16 protein-coding genes are annotated in these 17,784 nt (G+C 40.7%); 2 read left to right on the forward strand and 14 right to left on the reverse strand.

The genetic code is table 11. The features are described 5' to 3' along the window. Positions 1-4: 4 nt before the first annotated feature. The 6 genes from N5O98_RS18685 to N5O98_RS18710 all read right to left on the reverse strand — a co-directional run bounded on the left by N5O98_RS18685 (position 5) and on the right by N5O98_RS18710 (position 4,763). Positions 5-418, reverse strand: coding sequence for a hypothetical protein (locus tag N5O98_RS18685; protein ID WP_005944336.1), 414 nt, complete (start codon positions 416-418; stop codon positions 5-7). A gap of 30 nt (positions 419-448) precedes the next feature. After that, on the reverse strand, positions 449-880 hold the full coding sequence (locus tag N5O98_RS18690) for a GNAT family N-acetyltransferase (protein WP_005944338.1): 432 nt from the start codon (positions 878-880) through the stop codon (positions 449-451). Positions 881-980: 100 nt separating this feature from the next. Then, on the reverse strand, positions 981-1,544 hold the full coding sequence (locus tag N5O98_RS18695; RefSeq protein WP_005944341.1) for a Crp/Fnr family transcriptional regulator: 564 nt from the start codon (positions 1,542-1,544) through the stop codon (positions 981-983). A 9-nt stretch (positions 1,545-1,553) separates the two neighbouring features. Next, on the reverse strand, positions 1,554-2,126 hold the full coding sequence (locus N5O98_RS18700) for a Crp/Fnr family transcriptional regulator (protein WP_005944344.1): 573 nt from the start codon (positions 2,124-2,126) through the stop codon (positions 1,554-1,556). Between the two features lie 233 nt (positions 2,127-2,359). After that, complete coding sequence (locus N5O98_RS18705) at positions 2,360-3,514, reverse strand: PDDEXK nuclease domain-containing protein (protein ID WP_005944347.1); 1,155 nt, start codon at positions 3,512-3,514, stop codon at positions 2,360-2,362. 25 nt (positions 3,515-3,539) lie between these two features. Further along, the gene (locus N5O98_RS18710; RefSeq protein ID WP_005944350.1) at positions 3,540-4,763 is read right to left on the reverse strand and encodes a site-specific integrase; all 1,224 of its coding nucleotides are present in this window, start codon (positions 4,761-4,763) and stop codon (positions 3,540-3,542) included. Between the two features lie 1,126 nt (positions 4,764-5,889). Here N5O98_RS18710 and N5O98_RS18715 point away from each other — a divergent pair. Both N5O98_RS18715 and N5O98_RS18720 read left to right on the forward strand, forming a co-directional pair. Next, complete coding sequence (locus N5O98_RS18715) at positions 5,890-7,419, forward strand: hypothetical protein (RefSeq protein ID WP_195664323.1); 1,530 nt, start codon at positions 5,890-5,892, stop codon at positions 7,417-7,419. Between the two features lie 12 nt (positions 7,420-7,431). Then, on the forward strand, positions 7,432-9,012 hold the full coding sequence (locus N5O98_RS18720; RefSeq protein WP_229127997.1) for a hypothetical protein: 1,581 nt from the start codon (positions 7,432-7,434) through the stop codon (positions 9,010-9,012). An 87-nt stretch (positions 9,013-9,099) separates the two neighbouring features. Here N5O98_RS18720 and N5O98_RS18725 read toward each other — a convergent pair whose 3' ends face one another. From N5O98_RS18725 to N5O98_RS18760, 8 genes are all read right to left on the reverse strand, one after another. Beyond that, positions 9,100-10,629 carry a mobilization protein gene (locus N5O98_RS18725; RefSeq protein ID WP_195664324.1) on the reverse strand — a complete coding sequence of 510 codons (1,530 nt, stop codon included), beginning with the start codon at positions 10,627-10,629 and terminating at the stop codon, positions 9,100-9,102. Positions 10,630-10,987: 358 nt separating this feature from the next. Further along, positions 10,988-11,728 carry a hypothetical protein gene (locus N5O98_RS18730; RefSeq protein ID WP_195664325.1) on the reverse strand — a complete coding sequence of 247 codons (741 nt, stop codon included), beginning with the start codon at positions 11,726-11,728 and terminating at the stop codon, positions 10,988-10,990. Between the two features lie 32 nt (positions 11,729-11,760). After that, positions 11,761-12,108: a hypothetical protein gene (locus tag N5O98_RS18735; RefSeq protein WP_195664326.1), complete on the reverse strand. Its 348-nt coding sequence runs from the start codon at positions 12,106-12,108 to the stop codon at positions 11,761-11,763. Between the two features lie 237 nt (positions 12,109-12,345). Then, complete coding sequence (locus N5O98_RS18740; protein WP_195664327.1) at positions 12,346-13,593, reverse strand: primase-helicase family protein; 1,248 nt, start codon at positions 13,591-13,593, stop codon at positions 12,346-12,348. Next, positions 13,580-13,909 carry a helix-turn-helix transcriptional regulator gene (locus tag N5O98_RS18745; RefSeq protein WP_034531669.1) on the reverse strand — a complete coding sequence of 110 codons (330 nt, stop codon included), beginning with the start codon at positions 13,907-13,909 and terminating at the stop codon, positions 13,580-13,582. The genes N5O98_RS18740 and N5O98_RS18745 overlap by 14 nt, the downstream gene beginning before the upstream one ends. A 207-nt stretch (positions 13,910-14,116) precedes the next feature. Then, the gene (locus tag N5O98_RS18750) at positions 14,117-15,142 is read right to left on the reverse strand and encodes an ORF6N domain-containing protein (RefSeq protein WP_175631375.1); all 1,026 of its coding nucleotides are present in this window, start codon (positions 15,140-15,142) and stop codon (positions 14,117-14,119) included. A 27-nt stretch (positions 15,143-15,169) separates the two neighbouring features. Next, a complete protein-coding gene (locus N5O98_RS18755; RefSeq protein ID WP_195664328.1) occupies positions 15,170-16,090 on the reverse strand; it encodes a DUF6043 family protein in 921 nt (306 codons plus the stop codon). Positions 16,091-16,104: 14 nt separating this feature from the next. Beyond that, positions 16,105-17,442, reverse strand: coding sequence for a site-specific integrase (locus N5O98_RS18760; RefSeq protein WP_195664329.1), 1,338 nt, complete (start codon positions 17,440-17,442; stop codon positions 16,105-16,107). Positions 17,443-17,784: the final 342 nt, after the last annotated feature.

The following is a 17,784-nucleotide window of genomic DNA, read 5'->3' on the forward strand; positions in this document are numbered from 1 at the left end:
TAGGTTAATACATCTTCTCCAACGTCCACACCATCTTATTGGGATTATAGGCTTCCATTACGAGATGTGTTCCTGTGTATTCCATCACTGTCCACGGACCTGCTATGTTGTCGAACGTGATGATTTTTCCATTTACTTGATAAGTAAAATCTGTGTTCCACATATATCCGTCTTCTTCGTTCGTCCTTGTATAAATGCCTTCTGATTCGTTAGTAAACTGAAGAATGGATTGTTTTGTGTAGTCTATCTCATCTTCGATATTGTACACGGTCATTTGCGCTTGCCAAGTAGTTTGCTTCAGGGCTTCGGGGGTGAAGACAGAAGTAGGGGCATCATCGTTACTACAATTTGTCAGACATAACATGGCGCAAATAATGAATGTGGAAAGCACCATACATAAAGTAATTTTCTTTTTCATCTTATCTCTATTTTAAGTGATTGACAATAATTATATATTTCTCTTCATAGGGATACTAACAATACCTTTATTAATCTCTTTTTTACCCACTTTTTTGAAGCCTAAAGATGTATAAAAAGTTTCTGCATAGGTTGAAGAATTAACTGTTATATAAGTAAAATTACAATTGCTCATCATATAGTCAAATAACGATTTTCCTATTCCTTGCCGATGATAGTGTGGCAAGACAAAGAAGAGGGATATATGTTGCCTTTCCCGATGTACACCGATTATTCCTATCAATAAATGATTGTCAAAAGCCCCATATATGTCAAGCGTATTCATCAACGATGTGTCATACACGAAACTTTTAAAGGTTTCAATCCCTTCTTCCGTAAAATCGTTAATGCCACACTCTATACATACTTGATAGGATAAGTTTATAGCATTTTTATATTCTTCTTTCATTAATTTCCGTATCATACTAATAGTTTTTAATCAATGTGTGCAAAGTAATGAAAGGTGGAGGAAAAAGGTCTTGACAATTATCAAGACCCCAATATAACAATTGTTAAAAGGTGAGTTATATCTCTAACTTGCGGCGTATGCGGCTAATGGTTTCCGGTGTAACCCCTAAGAATGAAGCGATGCTTTTCAAAGGAACTACTTCTTTCAAGTTAGGACAACGTTCCATCAAGTTCCTGTATCGTATTTCAGGCGTACAATATGAATCAAGTAATCGTTCATATACCATTTCAAATAGACTCTCTGCCACATGCCTTCCGAATCGTTGAGTTTTCATATCCGTTTCCCAATATTCAATAATGTCATGACGGGATATTTCATATACAGAACACTCTGTTATGGCTTGAATATTTACTAACGATAAGCCACTTCTCATTAAAGAAGAATAGTCACATACAAACTCGTTGGTGAAAGCGTATCCAACAATGTGTTCTTCACCCTCTCCATCAATATATGTATATTGGAATGTACCGTTTTCTACCCATTCGGCAAAACGTGATATTTCATTCTGACGAATAAAGAAATCTTTTTTGTGGTATATACGTTGCTTCCCTTTTTCATGAAATAAATCTTTTACGAGGGAATAGTCTAAATTGTCGAGGTATGAATTAAAATCTTTCATTGTCGTAAGCTATTTATTCAGTCCACGGCGTATGCGACTGATTGTTTCCGGTGTGACTTGCAAGAAAGAGGCAATCTCCTTTAACGTAATGTACTCTTGAATATCGGGGCATCTATTCAATAAGTCAAGATACAGTTCTGCCGTAGTCTTGCAGTACATATCTATTAATCTATGATACATTAATAAGTATGATTGTTCAATAAGAGTACATTTTACTTGCATGGTTTCTACATTTGTGGCAAAGAATTCCTCTACTTTTAAATAGGGTATATAACAAATCTTTGTATCGCAAACGGCTTCAATTGTTACTAATGACGGTTGATTAGGCTCTATAAGTGTGCATAAACTTCCTGTAAACTCTCCGGAGAAAGTATATCCTACTATATGTATATTCCCTTTTTCATCCACACGAGTATATCTCAATAAGCCGTGTTCGATATAAGCTCCCCGATGATTCACTTTGCCTTGAATAGTGAATTGTTCACCCTTTTTGAGTTCGATATAAGTACCATGTTCCAAAATGAACTGCTTTAGCTGTTCTAATTTCGAATGGTTGGCATATTGTGAGTTAAAATCTTCCATACTATAAACTAATTGCAATTAAAATATAGAATAACCTCGTGAGTTGTTCTCTTAAAAAGGGAAAATAGATTCCTGACTTTATCAAAACATCTTCTCTTTTTTTTAATCTACTTTATTGTGAGTTTAGTTTGTGCTTTTGTATATATATCCAAAACGTACCAAACTAACTTTTGTAGCCTGCAAAATATATGTGCTGGCGAAAGAAGAAACAATCTTTTTTCTTTTCGCCAATTTTAAAGTTTGTAACTCTCATAGTTTGAGGAAGAAATGAATACTTTTATTTCTTCTTCTGTTGGAAGTTCTATCCTATACTTTTGCACAAAAATATTTGGGTCTAACCCGGCAGTGGCATACTTAACCAAGGTATCTCCCTTTTCGGTGCAGAGCAAAATGCCGATAGGTGGGTTATCATCCGGCTGCATCACTTCCGCTTTAAAATAGTTCAGATACATATTTAGTTGCGAAGCGTACTCATGGCGGAACTTATCTATCTTCAATTCTACAATAACATGGCATTTCAAAATGCGGTGATAGAACACAAGGTCGGCAAAGAAATAATCCTCGTCTATCAAGATACGTTTTTGCCGGGCTTCAAAACAGAAGCCATGTCCCATTTCTAACAGGAAGTGTTGCAGGTTGTCAAGAATGGCTTGTTCCAAATCAGTTTCTGTCACCAATGCACGTTCATTCAACTCTAAGAACTCCAAAGTAACAGGGGTGTTGATAACATCTTTAGGTTGTAATAAGGTTGCTTGTTGCTGGACTAAAGCGGAGAGGGCTTCTTTGTTTTTGGATAGTCCGCTACGTTCGTAATATAAAGATGCGATTTGTCGCTCCAACTCCTTTACAGACCAGCAGCCACGAATGGTTTCCATTTCATAGAAAGCACGTTTTACCGGGTTCTCAATTCCCGATATAGTGTTTAAATGGGTGGAAGATAATCTATTGAATAATCTATCAGCCGGAATCATCCATGTTTCGGTTTGTGGGTATTCTGTTGATAGTTTCCAAACTCCATTTTCAGATTCGGCGGTCACCAACCGCCGAATTGGTTCAGTGAATTCGGCGGTCAATGACTGCCGAATTTGAATTTGTGATGCAATGTATTGTGTAACAGGTTCTTTTAGTTGTGGATAAACAAGGTACAACCGTCTAAATTCCCTGAATCTACGTTCATTCAGACCTTTTGTTTTCAGTCGTTGTTCCAGCTTCTTCAACAGTTGTTCACCGTAGGCGGCACGGTCTTCTCCGTTCTGCTCAAATTCTACAATATAGCAACCCATAAGCCAGTTACGGGAAGTAAGGGCAAGGTTTACAGCATGTGCGGCTTGTGCCTGCAACGTGTTCTGTATCGTGCTGATATGTTTTACTAATGCTTCAAAGTTCATAGTTACAAAGATAAGTCTTTTATGGTTAAAACTTTAGTTCGGGCAAGCTGTTTATTGCTTCCTCTTTCAATTTATCCACCGCACGGGTGTACTTCTCCGTATGCTTCAATCCGCTATGCCCTAAAAGGCTGGCTACGGTTTTGATATTTGCCCCATTGTTCAGAATGTTCACGGCAAACGAATGCCGGGCACAATGCCAGCTTATATGTTTGTCTATCCCGGCTCTCTTTACCCAACGCTTTACTGATTTACAGCAACTTTCGTAAGTAGGTAAATCGAATATCAAACAGTTTTTATCTGCCGGGGCTTCACCAATGATAGACAATAGACCATCATTCAGGGGAATAACCACACCACTACTGGCAGAATGTCCCTTTGTCTTGCTTTGTTCAAATTTCAATAACCGATTAGCGTAATCCACATTCTTATAGGTAAGGTCTTTTACATCACAGAAACGCAAACCACTGTATAAACAGAAGATAAAAGCCCGTCTGACATTCGGGTTCTCGTTGTCATAATGGCAAGCCGCCAACTTTTGTATTTCTTCGGGAGAAAGAACATCTTTTCGAAGCATTTGGCTATCCACTTTACAGGTAACACTTTTACATGGGTCTTTCAACATTACATCGTGGTCAATCGCATATCGAATAACTTTCTTGAAACGCTGGTAAATGCTTTTAGCACCTTCACCCACACTTCGGGATTGCAAATAGGCTACAAACTGCTCCATCATTTCTTTGGTGATAAGTTCCGGTTTGATACTAAACTCATTCATGGGGTATTGCTCTTTTAAGAAGTCCTTAAAACGGCTAAGCGCAATTTGTACCATGCGAATATCTTTCTTGGTATAACTGTTGATATAGGCTTGGAAATAGTCTAAGAAATTGACCGTTCTATCTTTTTTCAACCGATAGCCCAACATACTTTCTTTAAATTCCTGCTCACGCTCCGCACGTATCTTTGTGGCAAGCTCCAATGTTTCTTTGTTCTGCTGGCGTTCCGCAGGGGTACGGGGCTTATCTATCAGATACAGACTAAGGTTTTCTTTTCGCCTGTTATGCTTTACTGCAAACTTGGGCTTACCTTGCATCTTTCCACTATCATAGTACACTTGATTGCCGTTTTCATCTAATACGGGCTTTTCCTCTCTACCTAAATAATACTCTAAGTAAAGGCTGATTCTACCATCCGAGAGCTTATTTTGCTCTAACTTGGGGTTTTCTTTCGTTTTATTTTCTAACTTTGCCATTGTTTAGAGGTTTTATCCCGATTTAGGTACCATAACCGGGTGATTACGCTAAATAGTTGATTTTCTTTTGTTTTCCAATATTGCAAAGGTACAAAAGAAAATGATATTTCAAAGTGTACTAAAAGTGTACTGAATAACGGAAAATGGGCAAAATATGGCAAAAATAGAGAAAATAGGAAATATTCAAATAGTTGATAATAAGGAAGATAAATTCTTTTATTTTCCTATGATTTCTATGGCTTGTACCGGCTCTGGGTACAAGTAAATCGGATAAGTAATTGAAAAACAATACTTATTCGATTTTATTTTGTCTTCATTGTTCCCGTTTTGTTCCCACCCAGATTTATTCCTCATTTCGTTAAATGGGTTTGAATGTCTTTAAACGTTGATTATGATGGTAGCGATAAGCTGCAAACAAAATGACTTCTGCTCATTCGTTATTTAAAAAAATATTGGCGCAGAAAAGGTTTTGCGATTCATGTTTTGAGCACTTCCTTTTCCTTATGTCAAGCTCAAAACCACTATAAATGATTCTGTAAACTATAGTTTAGGTAGGAGGTCGGATAGAGAAAGGGGACTGTTAGAGCCAAAAAGCAGACAGGGCGTTAATAAGGGCAAGTCTTTTTATACTTTATTGTTGATTGAATAGAGTGAAAAGCGGAAAGTACTTGTCAAAGAATTATTTATTACTGTTGAAAAACAGTATATTGGATAGCTAAAGAGACAGCCAAGGTACAAATGGGCTATGAAATTATCCATTAGAGGGGCTATTTTCGTTCTATCTTGCCAATAGAATCGGAAATTTTAAAAGTAAGAGAAGAATCGAAATGAGATTTAATCTCATAGAAAATTGTTCAACGATAATAGTTTATCATAGAAATTTCGTATTTTTGTACTTGGATTGGGGCGACTCTTTCCAAGACATATGAAATAAGAAGAAGCGTTATGCTTATCTCGAAGTCGGGAACGTAGGAAATTCAAGACTATTCAGAGGGAAAAGCGTAATGGTTTCTCACGCCATAGCGTGGGCTGCTATTACCATACTCTGAATAAAGGTTATTCCTACGACCTCCGACTTAGAACGTGGCATTGCAGTTCCACGCTTCAGTGTTTAGGAGGAAGTGTTATGAAAAAAAAGAAAAAACATACAGAATCAATTGATTTGGCAGCTCAATCTGGAGCGGCTAACGAAGTAGTGTCTAGATATGGATCTGCTGCAAAAGAACATTTGGTGTCTTATTCTGGTGTAGACAATGAAAATGGAAGAAAACTTGTACGTGGACTGAAGAAAACAGCAGGGAGTAAGATCAATGAAGGCTATGCCTCCCAAAATATAAAACAACAAGCAGGATTTGCTGCAGAAGACAAATATACTGCCCGCCAAAATGCCGAGAAAATCATATCAGGTTCAAAAGAAAGATATTCTAGGACTGATGATTTAGGGCGTGTCAACGATCCGTTATTTGACCATGTGCTACTTGATGAAGATGGGGTAGTCGTTTTAGGATCAGGCGAGCAAATGAAATTTGTAGGAAATTCACCCAAAGCTTGCCTGAACAAACTTGCATCCGATAAATTCCAAAAATATATTGATGCTGATGCAAAGATTACAGTTCCAAGTGACTTTTACCCTGGCGTTTTGCAAGAAACAGAAGCGAAAATTCAATCTTTGCAACAACAGCTAGATTATGCAAACTCCTCTGGGAATAAAGAATTAGCTGAAAAACTAAAAAAGGATATTGCAAAATACAGAAAAATAAAATCCTTAGTCAAGGATAGTGGTATCACGAACAAAGAGGCAATTGAGGCACGATTACACCCTAAAATATCTACAGCAAAAGATATTATAAGAATTTCACATCGTTCGGGAATCGAGCAAGCAAAGACTGGGGCATTTGTCGGAGGTGGAATCTCTTTGATTAAAAATACAATAAGTGTTATTAAAGGAGAAATCAAACCTTTCGATGCAGCAAAGTCTATTGCTTTAGATACAGGTAAAGGAGCTATTGTAGGTTATGCAACAGCTTTTGCTGGTTCTACAATTAAGGCCGGAATGCAAAATGCTGCAAGTTCTACAATCAGAGCCATATCTAAGACGAATGCTCCTGCCATGATTGTAACTTCGACTATCGACTTAGGTAAATCTATGACACGCTTTGCCAAAGGTAAAATTTCAGGTATTGAACTTTTAGAAGAAGTAGGAGAAAAAAGTGCCGGACATATAAGCGGTGCGATGTTTGCTATTGTTGGGCAAGCAGCTATACCAATCCCGATTGTTGGGACTATGGTTGGCTCAATAGTAGGATACGCTTTGAGCTCTGCATTTTACAAGGAATTGACAACATCGTTGAAAGATGCAAAACTTGCAAGAGAAAATCGCATACGAATTGAAAAAGAATGTAATGAAGCTATTAATTACATTAGGCAATGCCGTGAAGAAATGAATAGAATAGCTTCTCAATATTTATCTGACTATCAAAATGTTTTCAACTCTGCGTTTTCGGATATGGATTCTGCACTTCTATCCGGAGATATTGATCTCTTTATATCTGGAGCAAATAAGATTACAAAAAAACTAGGCGGAACTATTCAATACGAAAACATGAATGAATTTGAATCTTTCATGGATGATAATAAAATTTCTTTAACACTTTAAAATGTTTTAAATATGCCATTACCATTACTCTTTATCGGTATAGCCGCCGTTACAGGCGCATTAGGAATTGGCAAATCGGTCAAAGCTGCAGTTGATACTAACTCTGCCAATAAGACCAATAAAAAAGCCAATGAAATAGTTGATCAAGCAAAAAATCGTATCAATGTCGCTCGGAAACAAAGTGGAAGTAGTCTTGAAGCACTTGGTCGAAAAAAATTGAATGTTTTGAACTACAGCATAAATAACTTTATCAAAACATTCGAAAAGTTGAAGAATGTAGATTTCAGACAGTCTGTAGGTCTGAACGAGTTATCAAAATTCCAAATTGACAGTCAATCCTTATCTGAACTTAAGGAGCTTGGTGGTTTTGCAACCTCAATAATTGGTGGTATCGGAGGTGGTGCTCTTGGAGGTGCATTAACAGCATTTGGTGCATACAGTGCAGCAGGTACTTTCGCTGCTGCATCTACGGGTACTGCTATTGCTAGTTTAAGTGGTGCGGCTGCCACAAATGCTACATTAGCATTTTTTGGCGGAGGTTCTTTGGCTGCTGGAGGATTAGGAATAGCTGGTGGCACTATGGTTCTTGGAGGATTAGTTGCAGGACCCGCATTAGCTATTATGGGGCTTATTGTAGGAGCTAAAGCAAGTAAAGCTAAAGACGAAGCATATTCCAACTTAGCTCAAGCTAGGAAATATTCAGAGGAAATGGATGCTGCTGTTGATCTTTGCCGAGCAATAGCAAAACGAGCAGATATGTTTCGTGAGCTACTTTCCAAGCTGGAGAGATACTTTGATATGTCTATAAAGCAAATGCAAGAGGCCATAGACGAACATGGGAATGATTTTCGTTCTTTTAGTCAGCAACAGAAAGAAAGTGTCGCGGCCAGCGCAAGTTTGGCTAAGGCTATAAAATCTGTTTTAGACACTCCTATTCTTTCAAAAGATGGAAACTTGACATTACAATCACAGAAATTGTTAAAAGAAATGGATTCAGTATCTATTTCGGAAAAAGGTATAACTTCAAAGACCGTTTCAAATGCCAACAATACTTCTCAAAGCATTGACAATAGCAGCATTCCAGATATAATAAATGTTGTAAGAAAATGCTGTTATCAATTCTATCAACACAGTTGGGGCGATCTAGACGATCCGTATTATACGGATATGTGTAAAGTTCGATGGTCTGAATTGACTAATAGCCTAAACTTTAACTATCATTTAGATTTAACCCAAGAAGAATATTCTACTATAATTTACCAATTTGGGAAGTCAGAAGTAGAATACGAATGGCTGATTAGAGATTGTCGAAAGGCTATTTGTCTTGCCCAAGCTAGTGACATTGTAGAGTCTTGCCTTACAAGGCAGGATGTCAATCCGATGCACCTCACGGAGCACGATATTGATGTTAGTATTCTAATCCATAAATTGCGTAAAGCTTATGGAGTATCTGTGGAAGCTTGGCAATTGTTTGACAAGGGAGTTTCGACAACGCTTCCTCTGAAAAAAATAGTAGATGTAGCAATCGCAAAAAATCCAGAAAATCGTATGATTCTGAGTCAAAATATGCTAAGACTAATTGTTAGTGAGTAATATTATATATTCGATATTTAGATTCACAGAATCATGAAATGTAATAGCAAATAAAGCCAACGTTTCTTATTTCGCTGGCGTTGAATTTTACAATCTAACATTATTTTGTCTATAATTTATTTTCCAATCATATTTCCCCTCTGCGACATCGCCCACCTCATTGAGTGTGTGGCGATGTTTTATTTCGTCAAATGGCTGTCGGCATTCCGCATAGCTACAAAGCCATACGCCAATGGCTTTCTGTTGTTCGGCAGTTTCGCCATATTCTTGCATCACGCTCTTGATGTCGGCGGCTTCGGACGGGGCAAAGAACGACTGGTGCTGTTCCGTGCCGAAATGGATAATCGCTTGGATTGCCCGTTTGAAAACCTCGCTTGTATGAAAGAGAAAATCGGCAAAGGCATTTAGAAGTTTGCGGCTGATTGCCAATGCGCTTTCCAACAGGCGGATAGTCTTGTCTTTTCCCTCTGTGGCTTCAAGTATCGCTTGGCTGATGCGCTGATGCTCACCGTCCTTTTGCTCCTGAAGCTGTCGTACCACCTTGTCCCGTTCCATAGTAAGCGAGCGGTTCAGTACCAACGTCCTGTCACGCTCGGTTTCGGCTTCCTGTTTTTCCGTAACCAACGCCTTTGTCAGTTCCTCCACCTTGTTTTTTACGGCATTGGGAAAGGCTTTTCTGATGCGCTCGTTCTCGGCTTTCAGCTTGGCGTTTTCCTTTTCAACGGCTGCGGATTTGCCAACTCCTACAATTCTGCCGACACTATCCAAAATGCTGTCCATTTTCGCCTTGCGCTCGTCTTTGAGTTGCTTTTCCTTGTCGGCAATCTCGTTGTCAAGTGAAAGTCCGTACTGCTCTTTTGCCTTGTTCTCTCCCTCAATGGTCTGCCTTTCCGCTTCGGCTTTCTTTTTGGCTGCAAGGGCGGCTTCCTTTTCTGCTTTGGCTTGCTCGGTTTCCTGCTTCTGCTTGGCGATGATGTAGTCCGTGCGCTCCAAATGCTTCTTGTCTGTAATCTCCTTTGAGATGCCCCTTTCCATTTCCAGACACTCCGCTAACAGCGTCTGCATATCGCTCATGTCTTTCTCGTCCAGCTTGCAGGATTTTCCGGTGTCGTGGTTCATCCAGTCCCAGACGATATGGGCGTGCAGGTTGGGCTTCCATGTGGCGGTGTCTCCGGGTACACCGTAATGTCCCTCGTCACGGTGGATGAATATCTGCAATGCCGTGATACCCCAACATTGCTTGCACACCTCACAGAAATGCTGCAGCTGTTTCATCGTGGTATCTTCCTTGATTACGACAACTCCCTCTTTGATTGGGGTGCTGCCACGCACAATGGTCACCTTGCCCGTCTTCTTGTTTACACGTTTCCGGTCTTTGGTCTGCATCGCCCGTCCCGTCTTCTCCTTGACCATTGCGGCTATCTGATTGTAGTAGTCAGCCAATGAGGTATCGCCAATTTCAGGTGCTACCCATGCCTCGTTTCTCACCGTAAGTTCAGTACGGATGTAGAGGTTTTCCTTGCGGATATTGGCGAGATATTCCGCTAATCGTCTGTTATGCGGTCCACTGCTTCTGACGAGGCAGGGCTTTATGTTGATTGATGTCTTTTGTGCCATTGAATTTGCGTGTTTGGGTTTCTTAATGGGTTATTAGGGCAAAGCCTTAATCGGTGGGTGCAGGGAGAGGGTCACTTCCTGCTCGGGGTTCTCAGGGGTCGAGACCTCTGAGCGGAGTTTCCAAAGAGAGGGTCACTCTTTGGTCAGGGGCGTTGGGGGCTGACAGCCTCCGACCGGGTTCTTAGGGCAGAGCCATAAGTGGGACGGGGCAAAGCCCAGCCCCTCGGGAGAGCCCACAACTTCGGGAGCGCAGCGGAGAAGTTATAGTGGGCTATACCGGGACAAGTCCGGTAGCTCACACCCTGCAAGCAGAGTAACGTCCGAATTTGCGTCCTGCGCCTTTCATTCTCCCTGCGCCTTATTCCGCATACTCTCCGACAATCGTTCCATCCTGCGCCTCTTTGGGGTATTTCGCGCCATTTCTTTGAGGCACTCCGTCCCCACTGTCTATGAGAGGAAGATTCCCGTCTTCGTCCGCCACACGAATATCAGGCGGTGGATTATGGCTGTCGCCATCCGGTCTGTCGGCTGACGGGGCGGAAGTTTCAGACGAACAGAGGGAAGAAGAAAGGACTGCCGCGCCTGCCGCTATGCTGTCCGCTTCCTGCCCTCTGGACTGGCTTTCATCCGGTGCGGCATCCTGCCCGTTTTCTGACAGTGAGCCATCGGAAACAGGTGTCCGCACATCGCCCGTCTGTCCTTTGGCGGTTGCCGAAGGTCTGACATAATGGGGGTTGGTTGTGAGGACACCCCCGACATACCAGCCTGTGAGGAAATGCAGGGAATGGACGGAAGTGCGGTTGTTGGTTCGGGTGGTCAGCATACCCAACCTGTTAAAGTTGTCGATTAGCTTGCCGATGGTCTTGCGGTTGCAGCCTAAAAACTCCGCCAGTTCCACATCGGAAGCTGCCACCTGTCCCACCTCCAAAACAATCTCAACGCCCTTGATTTTATAAGCGGTTCTCACTCGTGCCGCATCGGTCATCAGCCGGTACAGGCACTTCTGCCTGAAAGCGGAAGATTTGCCTTCCAAAAGAAAATCCCACTGCCCGGCTGAAAGGATGGCGCAGTAGTGTATGGTTTGTATCTCTTTGCACATGGTCTATGATGTTATGGTGTTACAATGGTCATCTATCTGCCTAAACCATATCCGCGTTCAGCCATATAATACTCCCGGTCTGCCGCTATGCGGTTCAGCACGTCCTGCAGACGGTCAAGCTGTCCGCTGTCAAGCACCCGGATGGCGTTGATGGTTATCTGCTGTGTCGCTATCCTGCGGTGTTCGATGTTCGTCTCGTTCATCGCTCCGTCACCGTCCGCATGGACGGAACGGAGATAGGCATTGACCGCTTCCATCTGTTCTTTGGTTGGATATGGTGCTGCCCATTTGTCTTGGATGTAGTTAATCATCCGACTGACCGCATTAGCCAATATCGGGTCTCGCTGTGTGATAGATTGTATCAACTCTATTTCTTTCATACGAATATCATTTAAGTCAGGTTTTACGATTATTCATTCTATAGTTGATTTTGTTGATTTTGTTGACTTTGTTGAAGATGATTTCAAAAAGAGGGAAAAAGAAAAATAGAGATGCTGTACACAATCTTTTTCTTTTTTGGCAGGCAAAATTCTTTGTTGATTTTTGTTGATGGTGTTGTTGAATGGTACCCCCTTTATTTATATGCCTTCCCTTATATTTCATCATATTCAACAATCTCAACGGTAGTTTTTTAATTTTTCACGGGTAACGGTATAAAAGCGTCCCACTTTCTTGGATGATGCGGAATACTTCTGCCCCGGTAACACGGATATTTGATAGGTGGAGTAAGACAGCGCATTGGGTGCAGGCTCCAATTTCCAGCACTGCTGCAGAACATTCCTCACCTGATGGCGTTCCACCTTTACCATGGAATAATTGAACAATGCCAATAGGTCGTTGATACAGAAATCCACCACATTCACCTGCATTGTGTCCATGATGTCAAGTAACAGTTCTGCCATATCAAGCTCAATGCGGCTACGGTTGCAGCGGATGATTTTCTCCAATGCTTCCGTGCGGATAAGTGACGGAGCAAACCACATACGGCTTTCTTCTTTGGTAGTCAGATTCCGATGTTGTAGATAGTACAGAAATGCGGGTATCTCATCTTTCAATTTCTGAAGAAAGGAGGTGTCGTCCGTTACCAATCTACTAATCTTTCTTACCCAATAGCGTGTTTCTTCTGGCTCAATGTAAACAGGGAAATTTTCATTATTGGAACACAATACGAATTTAGCGAAGAACTGTACTTCATAACGGTCTTTGCCCTTAGCCTCCATCTTGTACGAGTGTGCCGTACTAAGGTTCTTCAATCGCTCGCTATCTTCCCTGCGGTTGAGTAACACCTCATCCACAACAATCATCAGTTTGCCTGCCCAGTCAGCATTAAACTGACTACGGAAGTCCTCATTGGTGTTGAAGGTCACATTCTCTTGAAACAACGCTTTCAGAAAATTCAGGAATGTACTTTTACCCGTGTTTCGTTCTTCCGACACTAATAGAAGTATTGGTAACTTCTGTGTTGGTTTTAGGTACAACAGTTGAAGATAATCCATTCCCAATTCATATTGCTCACTAAAGATGTGTTCAATCAATGAATGTATATGTCCAAACTCACCTTCTTTGGGGATGTGGGTTATTGGCTCATAGAGATTATAAAAGTTATTCACGTTCAAACGGTAATCTGTATGACTGGGCATCGTGCAGAATCCGTCATATTTCGGAATGAGTGCCGCTTCATCCTTGCCGTGGTCTAATCGGAATACGCTCATTTTCCATTCAACCCGCATTTTGCGGAAAGAACCATTCATCATTGGCTGATTGATAATACGAAACAAGGTTGTGCCTATACGGACATACTCTTCTCCGATATTCTCAACTTCTCCATTTGTAGGAGCCACAGGAACATTGTCAATCTTTTCCATAATCAGATATTCTATTAGTTTCCCCCAAGATGCGCTTCACGTCTGAGAGGCGGTATCTTACTTTGTTGCCTACCTTGATTGCTTTAAGGTAATTGCGCTTGTTCCAAAGCCATAAGGTGGTGTCGCATACACCACACATTTCCTTGACTTCCTCACGTGTCAGTAGCTTATCTTCATTGGTGGCTTTGAGTGCAATTGCCACCTCATTCACCGCACGGTTAATAAGCTCATTAGAGAAGTGACGTAAGTCTTCACTCGTAATCTCCAATTTGATATTAGCCGTGCTGTTGGAGATGATTTGCATTAAATCTGTCATAGCATATATGTACTGCCCATAGTCCGACACAATCACTTTGGCAGCATTATAAATGATTGTGCCACCGCTCCGACATTGGAACGATGGCACAAAAGTATAAATGTAATTCGCTATAATTTAGTAATTTGCATTTCGCTATTTTCGCCGAAATACAGAACGAAAGAAACGAAATGTAAAGCAATTAATTGGGTTCATCTGAAAATGGTTTTATCTCAATGTCAACACTGGATTTTGAATAAGTTGGTCTATAACAGGATGGTAAATAGCTCCATCTGTAACCGCTGTGATTGTCGTGACTTTATTACCTCCATCCTTCGATGAAGCACCGCAATGGTAAATCTGTTCTTCTGGAGTTTGATAATCAATGACTATATATCTGTCGTGGAATATACCCCCAGACGTTTGCAACGAAATGGTGACATTGGGATATTCCCGACAGAAATCGTTAAACTCGGTTTGGTGCAACCGATTACCGATATTGTCAGAGAATACCACAACATTCACATTAGCTGGAATATCTTTGAGAAGTACCAGTGTCTTCAATCCGATGTAATTATCAACCACAAAAATCGTTTTCTTGGCGGTGGCATAAATATGTTGGTAAGCCAAATCCGATTCAACTGGCTGACCGTTGAGTATCATCCAACCTCTCCTTACTGAAGGATTGCCAAAATCAAGCATGACATTTGCCAGTTCCGACTTTGTCACTACATTACCAAGTGTATCTATAATATTGGCAACCTTGTCATCAACAGCAGATAGAGATTTACGCAAGTCAAGCAGGTCTTGTGTGTTTTGGGTTGTCTGCAAAGACAGTTGCAAATATTCCCTTTGTCCTAATAATGGCTGATTATCTACGATATAGTCTTTCATCTGCTTGAAGATACGAATCAAAGCTTTGCTTTGTTTGGTTGCTAAATCTCCTCTCAGCACTGTCATAAGCATATATATTCCTTGTTCGGTGAAAGCATAAGGGTTGTATCTACGACCGCCCCAACTTGAGGTGGAATTTTTGCACCTCAAGATTTCACACTCTTCATCGGACAACTGAAACATGAAGTCTTGCTCAAACTTTTCAATGTTGTTCTTCACTTGGCGATTAAAATCTTTGGTGCTATAGCCATAGATGTTGGCTAAATCCATATCCAGCATTACACGAACACCTCTGATGTTGTATATATAGCCTTTCAGATATTCGGCATTGATTTCTTGGGTGATGATGTCTTTATCCATATCATTAAATTAAATGAGTTCATGCTTTTAGTTATTTACTTCTGCGAGGTAAGCCTTCCACTCATTGATAAGCGACCGTTCAATACCATTGTCTTTTATTTTCCCTCTGCTCGTACTGTCATTCAACTTCTTGATAGAAATTTGAAGGTTACGCACGGTTTTCAAGTCGCAATTAGGAAGTTCATTGGCAAGCAGTTTATGAAATGTCGTCACATCACAGCCTGTCAGAAGACCTTCCTCTTGGAGGGCAAAATATAATCGTGCCAAATCAGTGCCTGTATGCTGCGTTGAAACTCTCAATTTTATCTTCTCCAAAATCATTTCTTGATTTCCATGAAGATAGTCTTTCAATGTGCGTGATGCCTGCTCACCTGTTGGCGATTTTTCTTCTATTGGTTTATCATTAACGGACAACCCCTTAATAGTTGTTTCTACCACACAATCATCCTCAATAGCCTGTTTCTCCCGATGAAAATCCTGCCAATCTTCTCTTGTCCGCATTTTATTACGAATACTACTGTTGATGACTACTTTAATCATTAAAGCGGCTATCCTCTTCTCAAAATAGTTGTTCGCAGGGTTATGTGTTTCAGCTTCCAATTGGGTAACCAAAGTTTCATAGCACTTACCGTAATAAAGCCATGCCAACATTGCAGGAACTATTGAATCGTTTTGCAGATTGTGAAACTCCTCAACCAATAATCTTGCAGCATCGGCATCTGCCGAATAACTTTGCAGACGATATTCGTTGGCAAGGTCTCCATGACACTCACCGTGATACTTATGCATCATTTGAGGGGCGAGTTTCCATCCTAATTTGAAAATCTTTTGTAAACCTGTTGCCGATTTGTTGTTCACTTCGGCAACGAATCTGTCATATTCTTTTGGATGGTTGTTGAGCCATTCTTTAATATCCTGTTTGAATTGTTCGAAATCTTGCTTTGCCATAATCTTTCGCCTTATTAGTCCAACAAGTGAACAAGTTCTTGTTTCATTTCCTCGTCTATCTCCCTATATCGGCGGAATGCCTTGCTACCTTCCTTGTGTCCCGATACCGAAGAAACGAGGTCTGGGTCTTTCACTTTCTTATACATATTACCAATGAATGTTTTTCGGGCAGTATGCGTGGTTACGACTTCATACAAGTACTTTTGCTCAGGATTGCGAGTGAGTGGGTTAAGCACTGTGACCACCCTGTCAAGTCCTGCCAACCGGAACGCTTCTTTAATGGCTTGATTATATTTCTGCTCTGATATAAAGGGAAGTAGAGTTGTTCCTGTATAATCTTTGTAGCGTTCAAGTATGGTTTTCGCAACACTATTCAGCGGCACTTTTATTGTTCTGGGATTATGACTGCGCGTCTTTTCTTGTATGTATTCTAATGCTCCATTCACAATGTTTTTCTTTGTGAGCTTATAAAGGTCGCCTACACGACAGCCTACAACGGACTGAAACACAAAGATGTCACGTTGAATGGCAAGTTGTGGACGAGCAGACAAATCAGCCTCAAACAATTTGTTACGTTCTTGAAGTGTAATATAAATAGGTGTTCCATAAAGACATTCTTCTAAGGGGAATTTGTCAAACGGACGATTGGTGGTCTTTCCTTGATTATAGCACCATATAAAAAAGGTTCGTATGCGTGAGAAACTATCTATAAGAGTGTTTTTGCCTCTCGGCTGAGGAGTCCGCTTCTCGGGAATGGTCTCGTATATATCAGGGTATTCTTCCGCATAAGTGTATTCGTTCTCCATAAAGTCCCACATATCGGCAAGTGTTTCTTTGGTTATGGTATGGATGTCAAGGGAAAAGTGCTTCATTCCACGTCTTGTTTTTCTGACAAATAATTCATAGCGCATGAGTGCCCTTTTTACTACACGAAAGTTCTTCTTCCGTACTTCCGAAAGACTATGCTTCTCCAAAAACTCATCAAAAAGTTCGGCAAAAGTAGGCGGATTCTCTATTGCCAGTTCTTCTTCTGTTTTATACTTTTCGGGATGATGAAATTTATCTATGACTTCCCCGAGCCATTCACTTCCGGCATCCTCCTTGTATTCCTTCTCAATCATTCGGGTCAATGCCTGCACTTTATGGTTCAAGTCCATCTTTTCGTTTTCCGACACCAAAGCTACACGGTCTTTATAACCTTGTCGTTCAACACTCCAATGATTGGGGTTGATGACAAGTTCACTTGCTGCCTTGATGTCTTTCTTTCCATCACGCAAACGAAAATAGATGGTAGCCTTCGTATCTATGTCGTTCTTCTTGGCAGTCTTCCGTATGAATGCAGTTACTTTCATGGACTTCGATTTTATTTCTGGATTGAACACTGCAAAGATAACGAATTGTTCCCAAAATGTTCCCAATTATCCCGGAATAATTTCAATCTCATTAAATTTAATTTCGTTTATTGCTATTTATAGAACATTGAAATATAACGATATAGCGGTTATATTGCCATTAAGTTAGAGTTGTTCCCATTTGCTAATATTTAATATTTCAAATGCGGGTCTGGGTACTGAAGAGGTTGTGTCAAAACGTTGGCACAACCTCTTTTATATTTTACAGTTCTGCTATATTTTCTTTTGGCTATGCTGCTTTTTCCTCATGCATTTGGCAACAAGTTGCTATATTCCAATTAT

The organism is Bacteroides sp. LFL-34 (assembly GCF_027257075.1).
Taxonomy (GTDB): Bacteria; Bacteroidota; Bacteroidia; order Bacteroidales; family Bacteroidaceae; genus Bacteroides; species Bacteroides ovatus.

Coding starts and splice junctions, on each gene's coding strand:
- N5O98_RS18685 (WP_005944336.1), bottom strand. CDS start 418: ATGAAAAAGAAAATTACTTTATGTATGGTGCTTTCCACATTCATTATT.
- N5O98_RS18690 (WP_005944338.1), bottom strand. CDS start 880: ATGATACGGAAATTAATGAAAGAAGAATATAAAAATGCTATAAACTTA.
- N5O98_RS18695 (WP_005944341.1), bottom strand. CDS start 1,544: ATGAAAGATTTTAATTCATACCTCGACAATTTAGACTATTCCCTCGTA.
- N5O98_RS18700 (WP_005944344.1), bottom strand. CDS start 2,126: ATGGAAGATTTTAACTCACAATATGCCAACCATTCGAAATTAGAACAG.
- N5O98_RS18705 (WP_005944347.1), bottom strand. CDS start 3,514: ATGAACTTTGAAGCATTAGTAAAACATATCAGCACGATACAGAACACG.
- N5O98_RS18710 (WP_005944350.1), bottom strand. CDS start 4,763: ATGGCAAAGTTAGAAAATAAAACGAAAGAAAACCCCAAGTTAGAGCAA.
- N5O98_RS18715 (WP_195664323.1), top strand. CDS start 5,890: ATGAAAAAAAAGAAAAAACATACAGAATCAATTGATTTGGCAGCTCAA.
- N5O98_RS18720 (WP_229127997.1), top strand. CDS start 7,432: ATGCCATTACCATTACTCTTTATCGGTATAGCCGCCGTTACAGGCGCA.
- N5O98_RS18725 (WP_195664324.1), bottom strand. CDS start 10,629: ATGGCACAAAAGACATCAATCAACATAAAGCCCTGCCTCGTCAGAAGC.
- N5O98_RS18730 (WP_195664325.1), bottom strand. CDS start 11,728: ATGTGCAAAGAGATACAAACCATACACTACTGCGCCATCCTTTCAGCC.
- N5O98_RS18735 (WP_195664326.1), bottom strand. CDS start 12,108: ATGAAAGAAATAGAGTTGATACAATCTATCACACAGCGAGACCCGATA.
- N5O98_RS18740 (WP_195664327.1), bottom strand. CDS start 13,593: ATGGAAAAGATTGACAATGTTCCTGTGGCTCCTACAAATGGAGAAGTT.
- N5O98_RS18745 (WP_034531669.1), bottom strand. CDS start 13,909: ATGACAGATTTAATGCAAATCATCTCCAACAGCACGGCTAATATCAAA.
- N5O98_RS18750 (WP_175631375.1), bottom strand. CDS start 15,142: ATGGATAAAGACATCATCACCCAAGAAATCAATGCCGAATATCTGAAA.
- N5O98_RS18755 (WP_195664328.1), bottom strand. CDS start 16,090: ATGGCAAAGCAAGATTTCGAACAATTCAAACAGGATATTAAAGAATGG.
- N5O98_RS18760 (WP_195664329.1), bottom strand. CDS start 17,442: ATGAAAGTAACTGCATTCATACGGAAGACTGCCAAGAAGAACGACATA.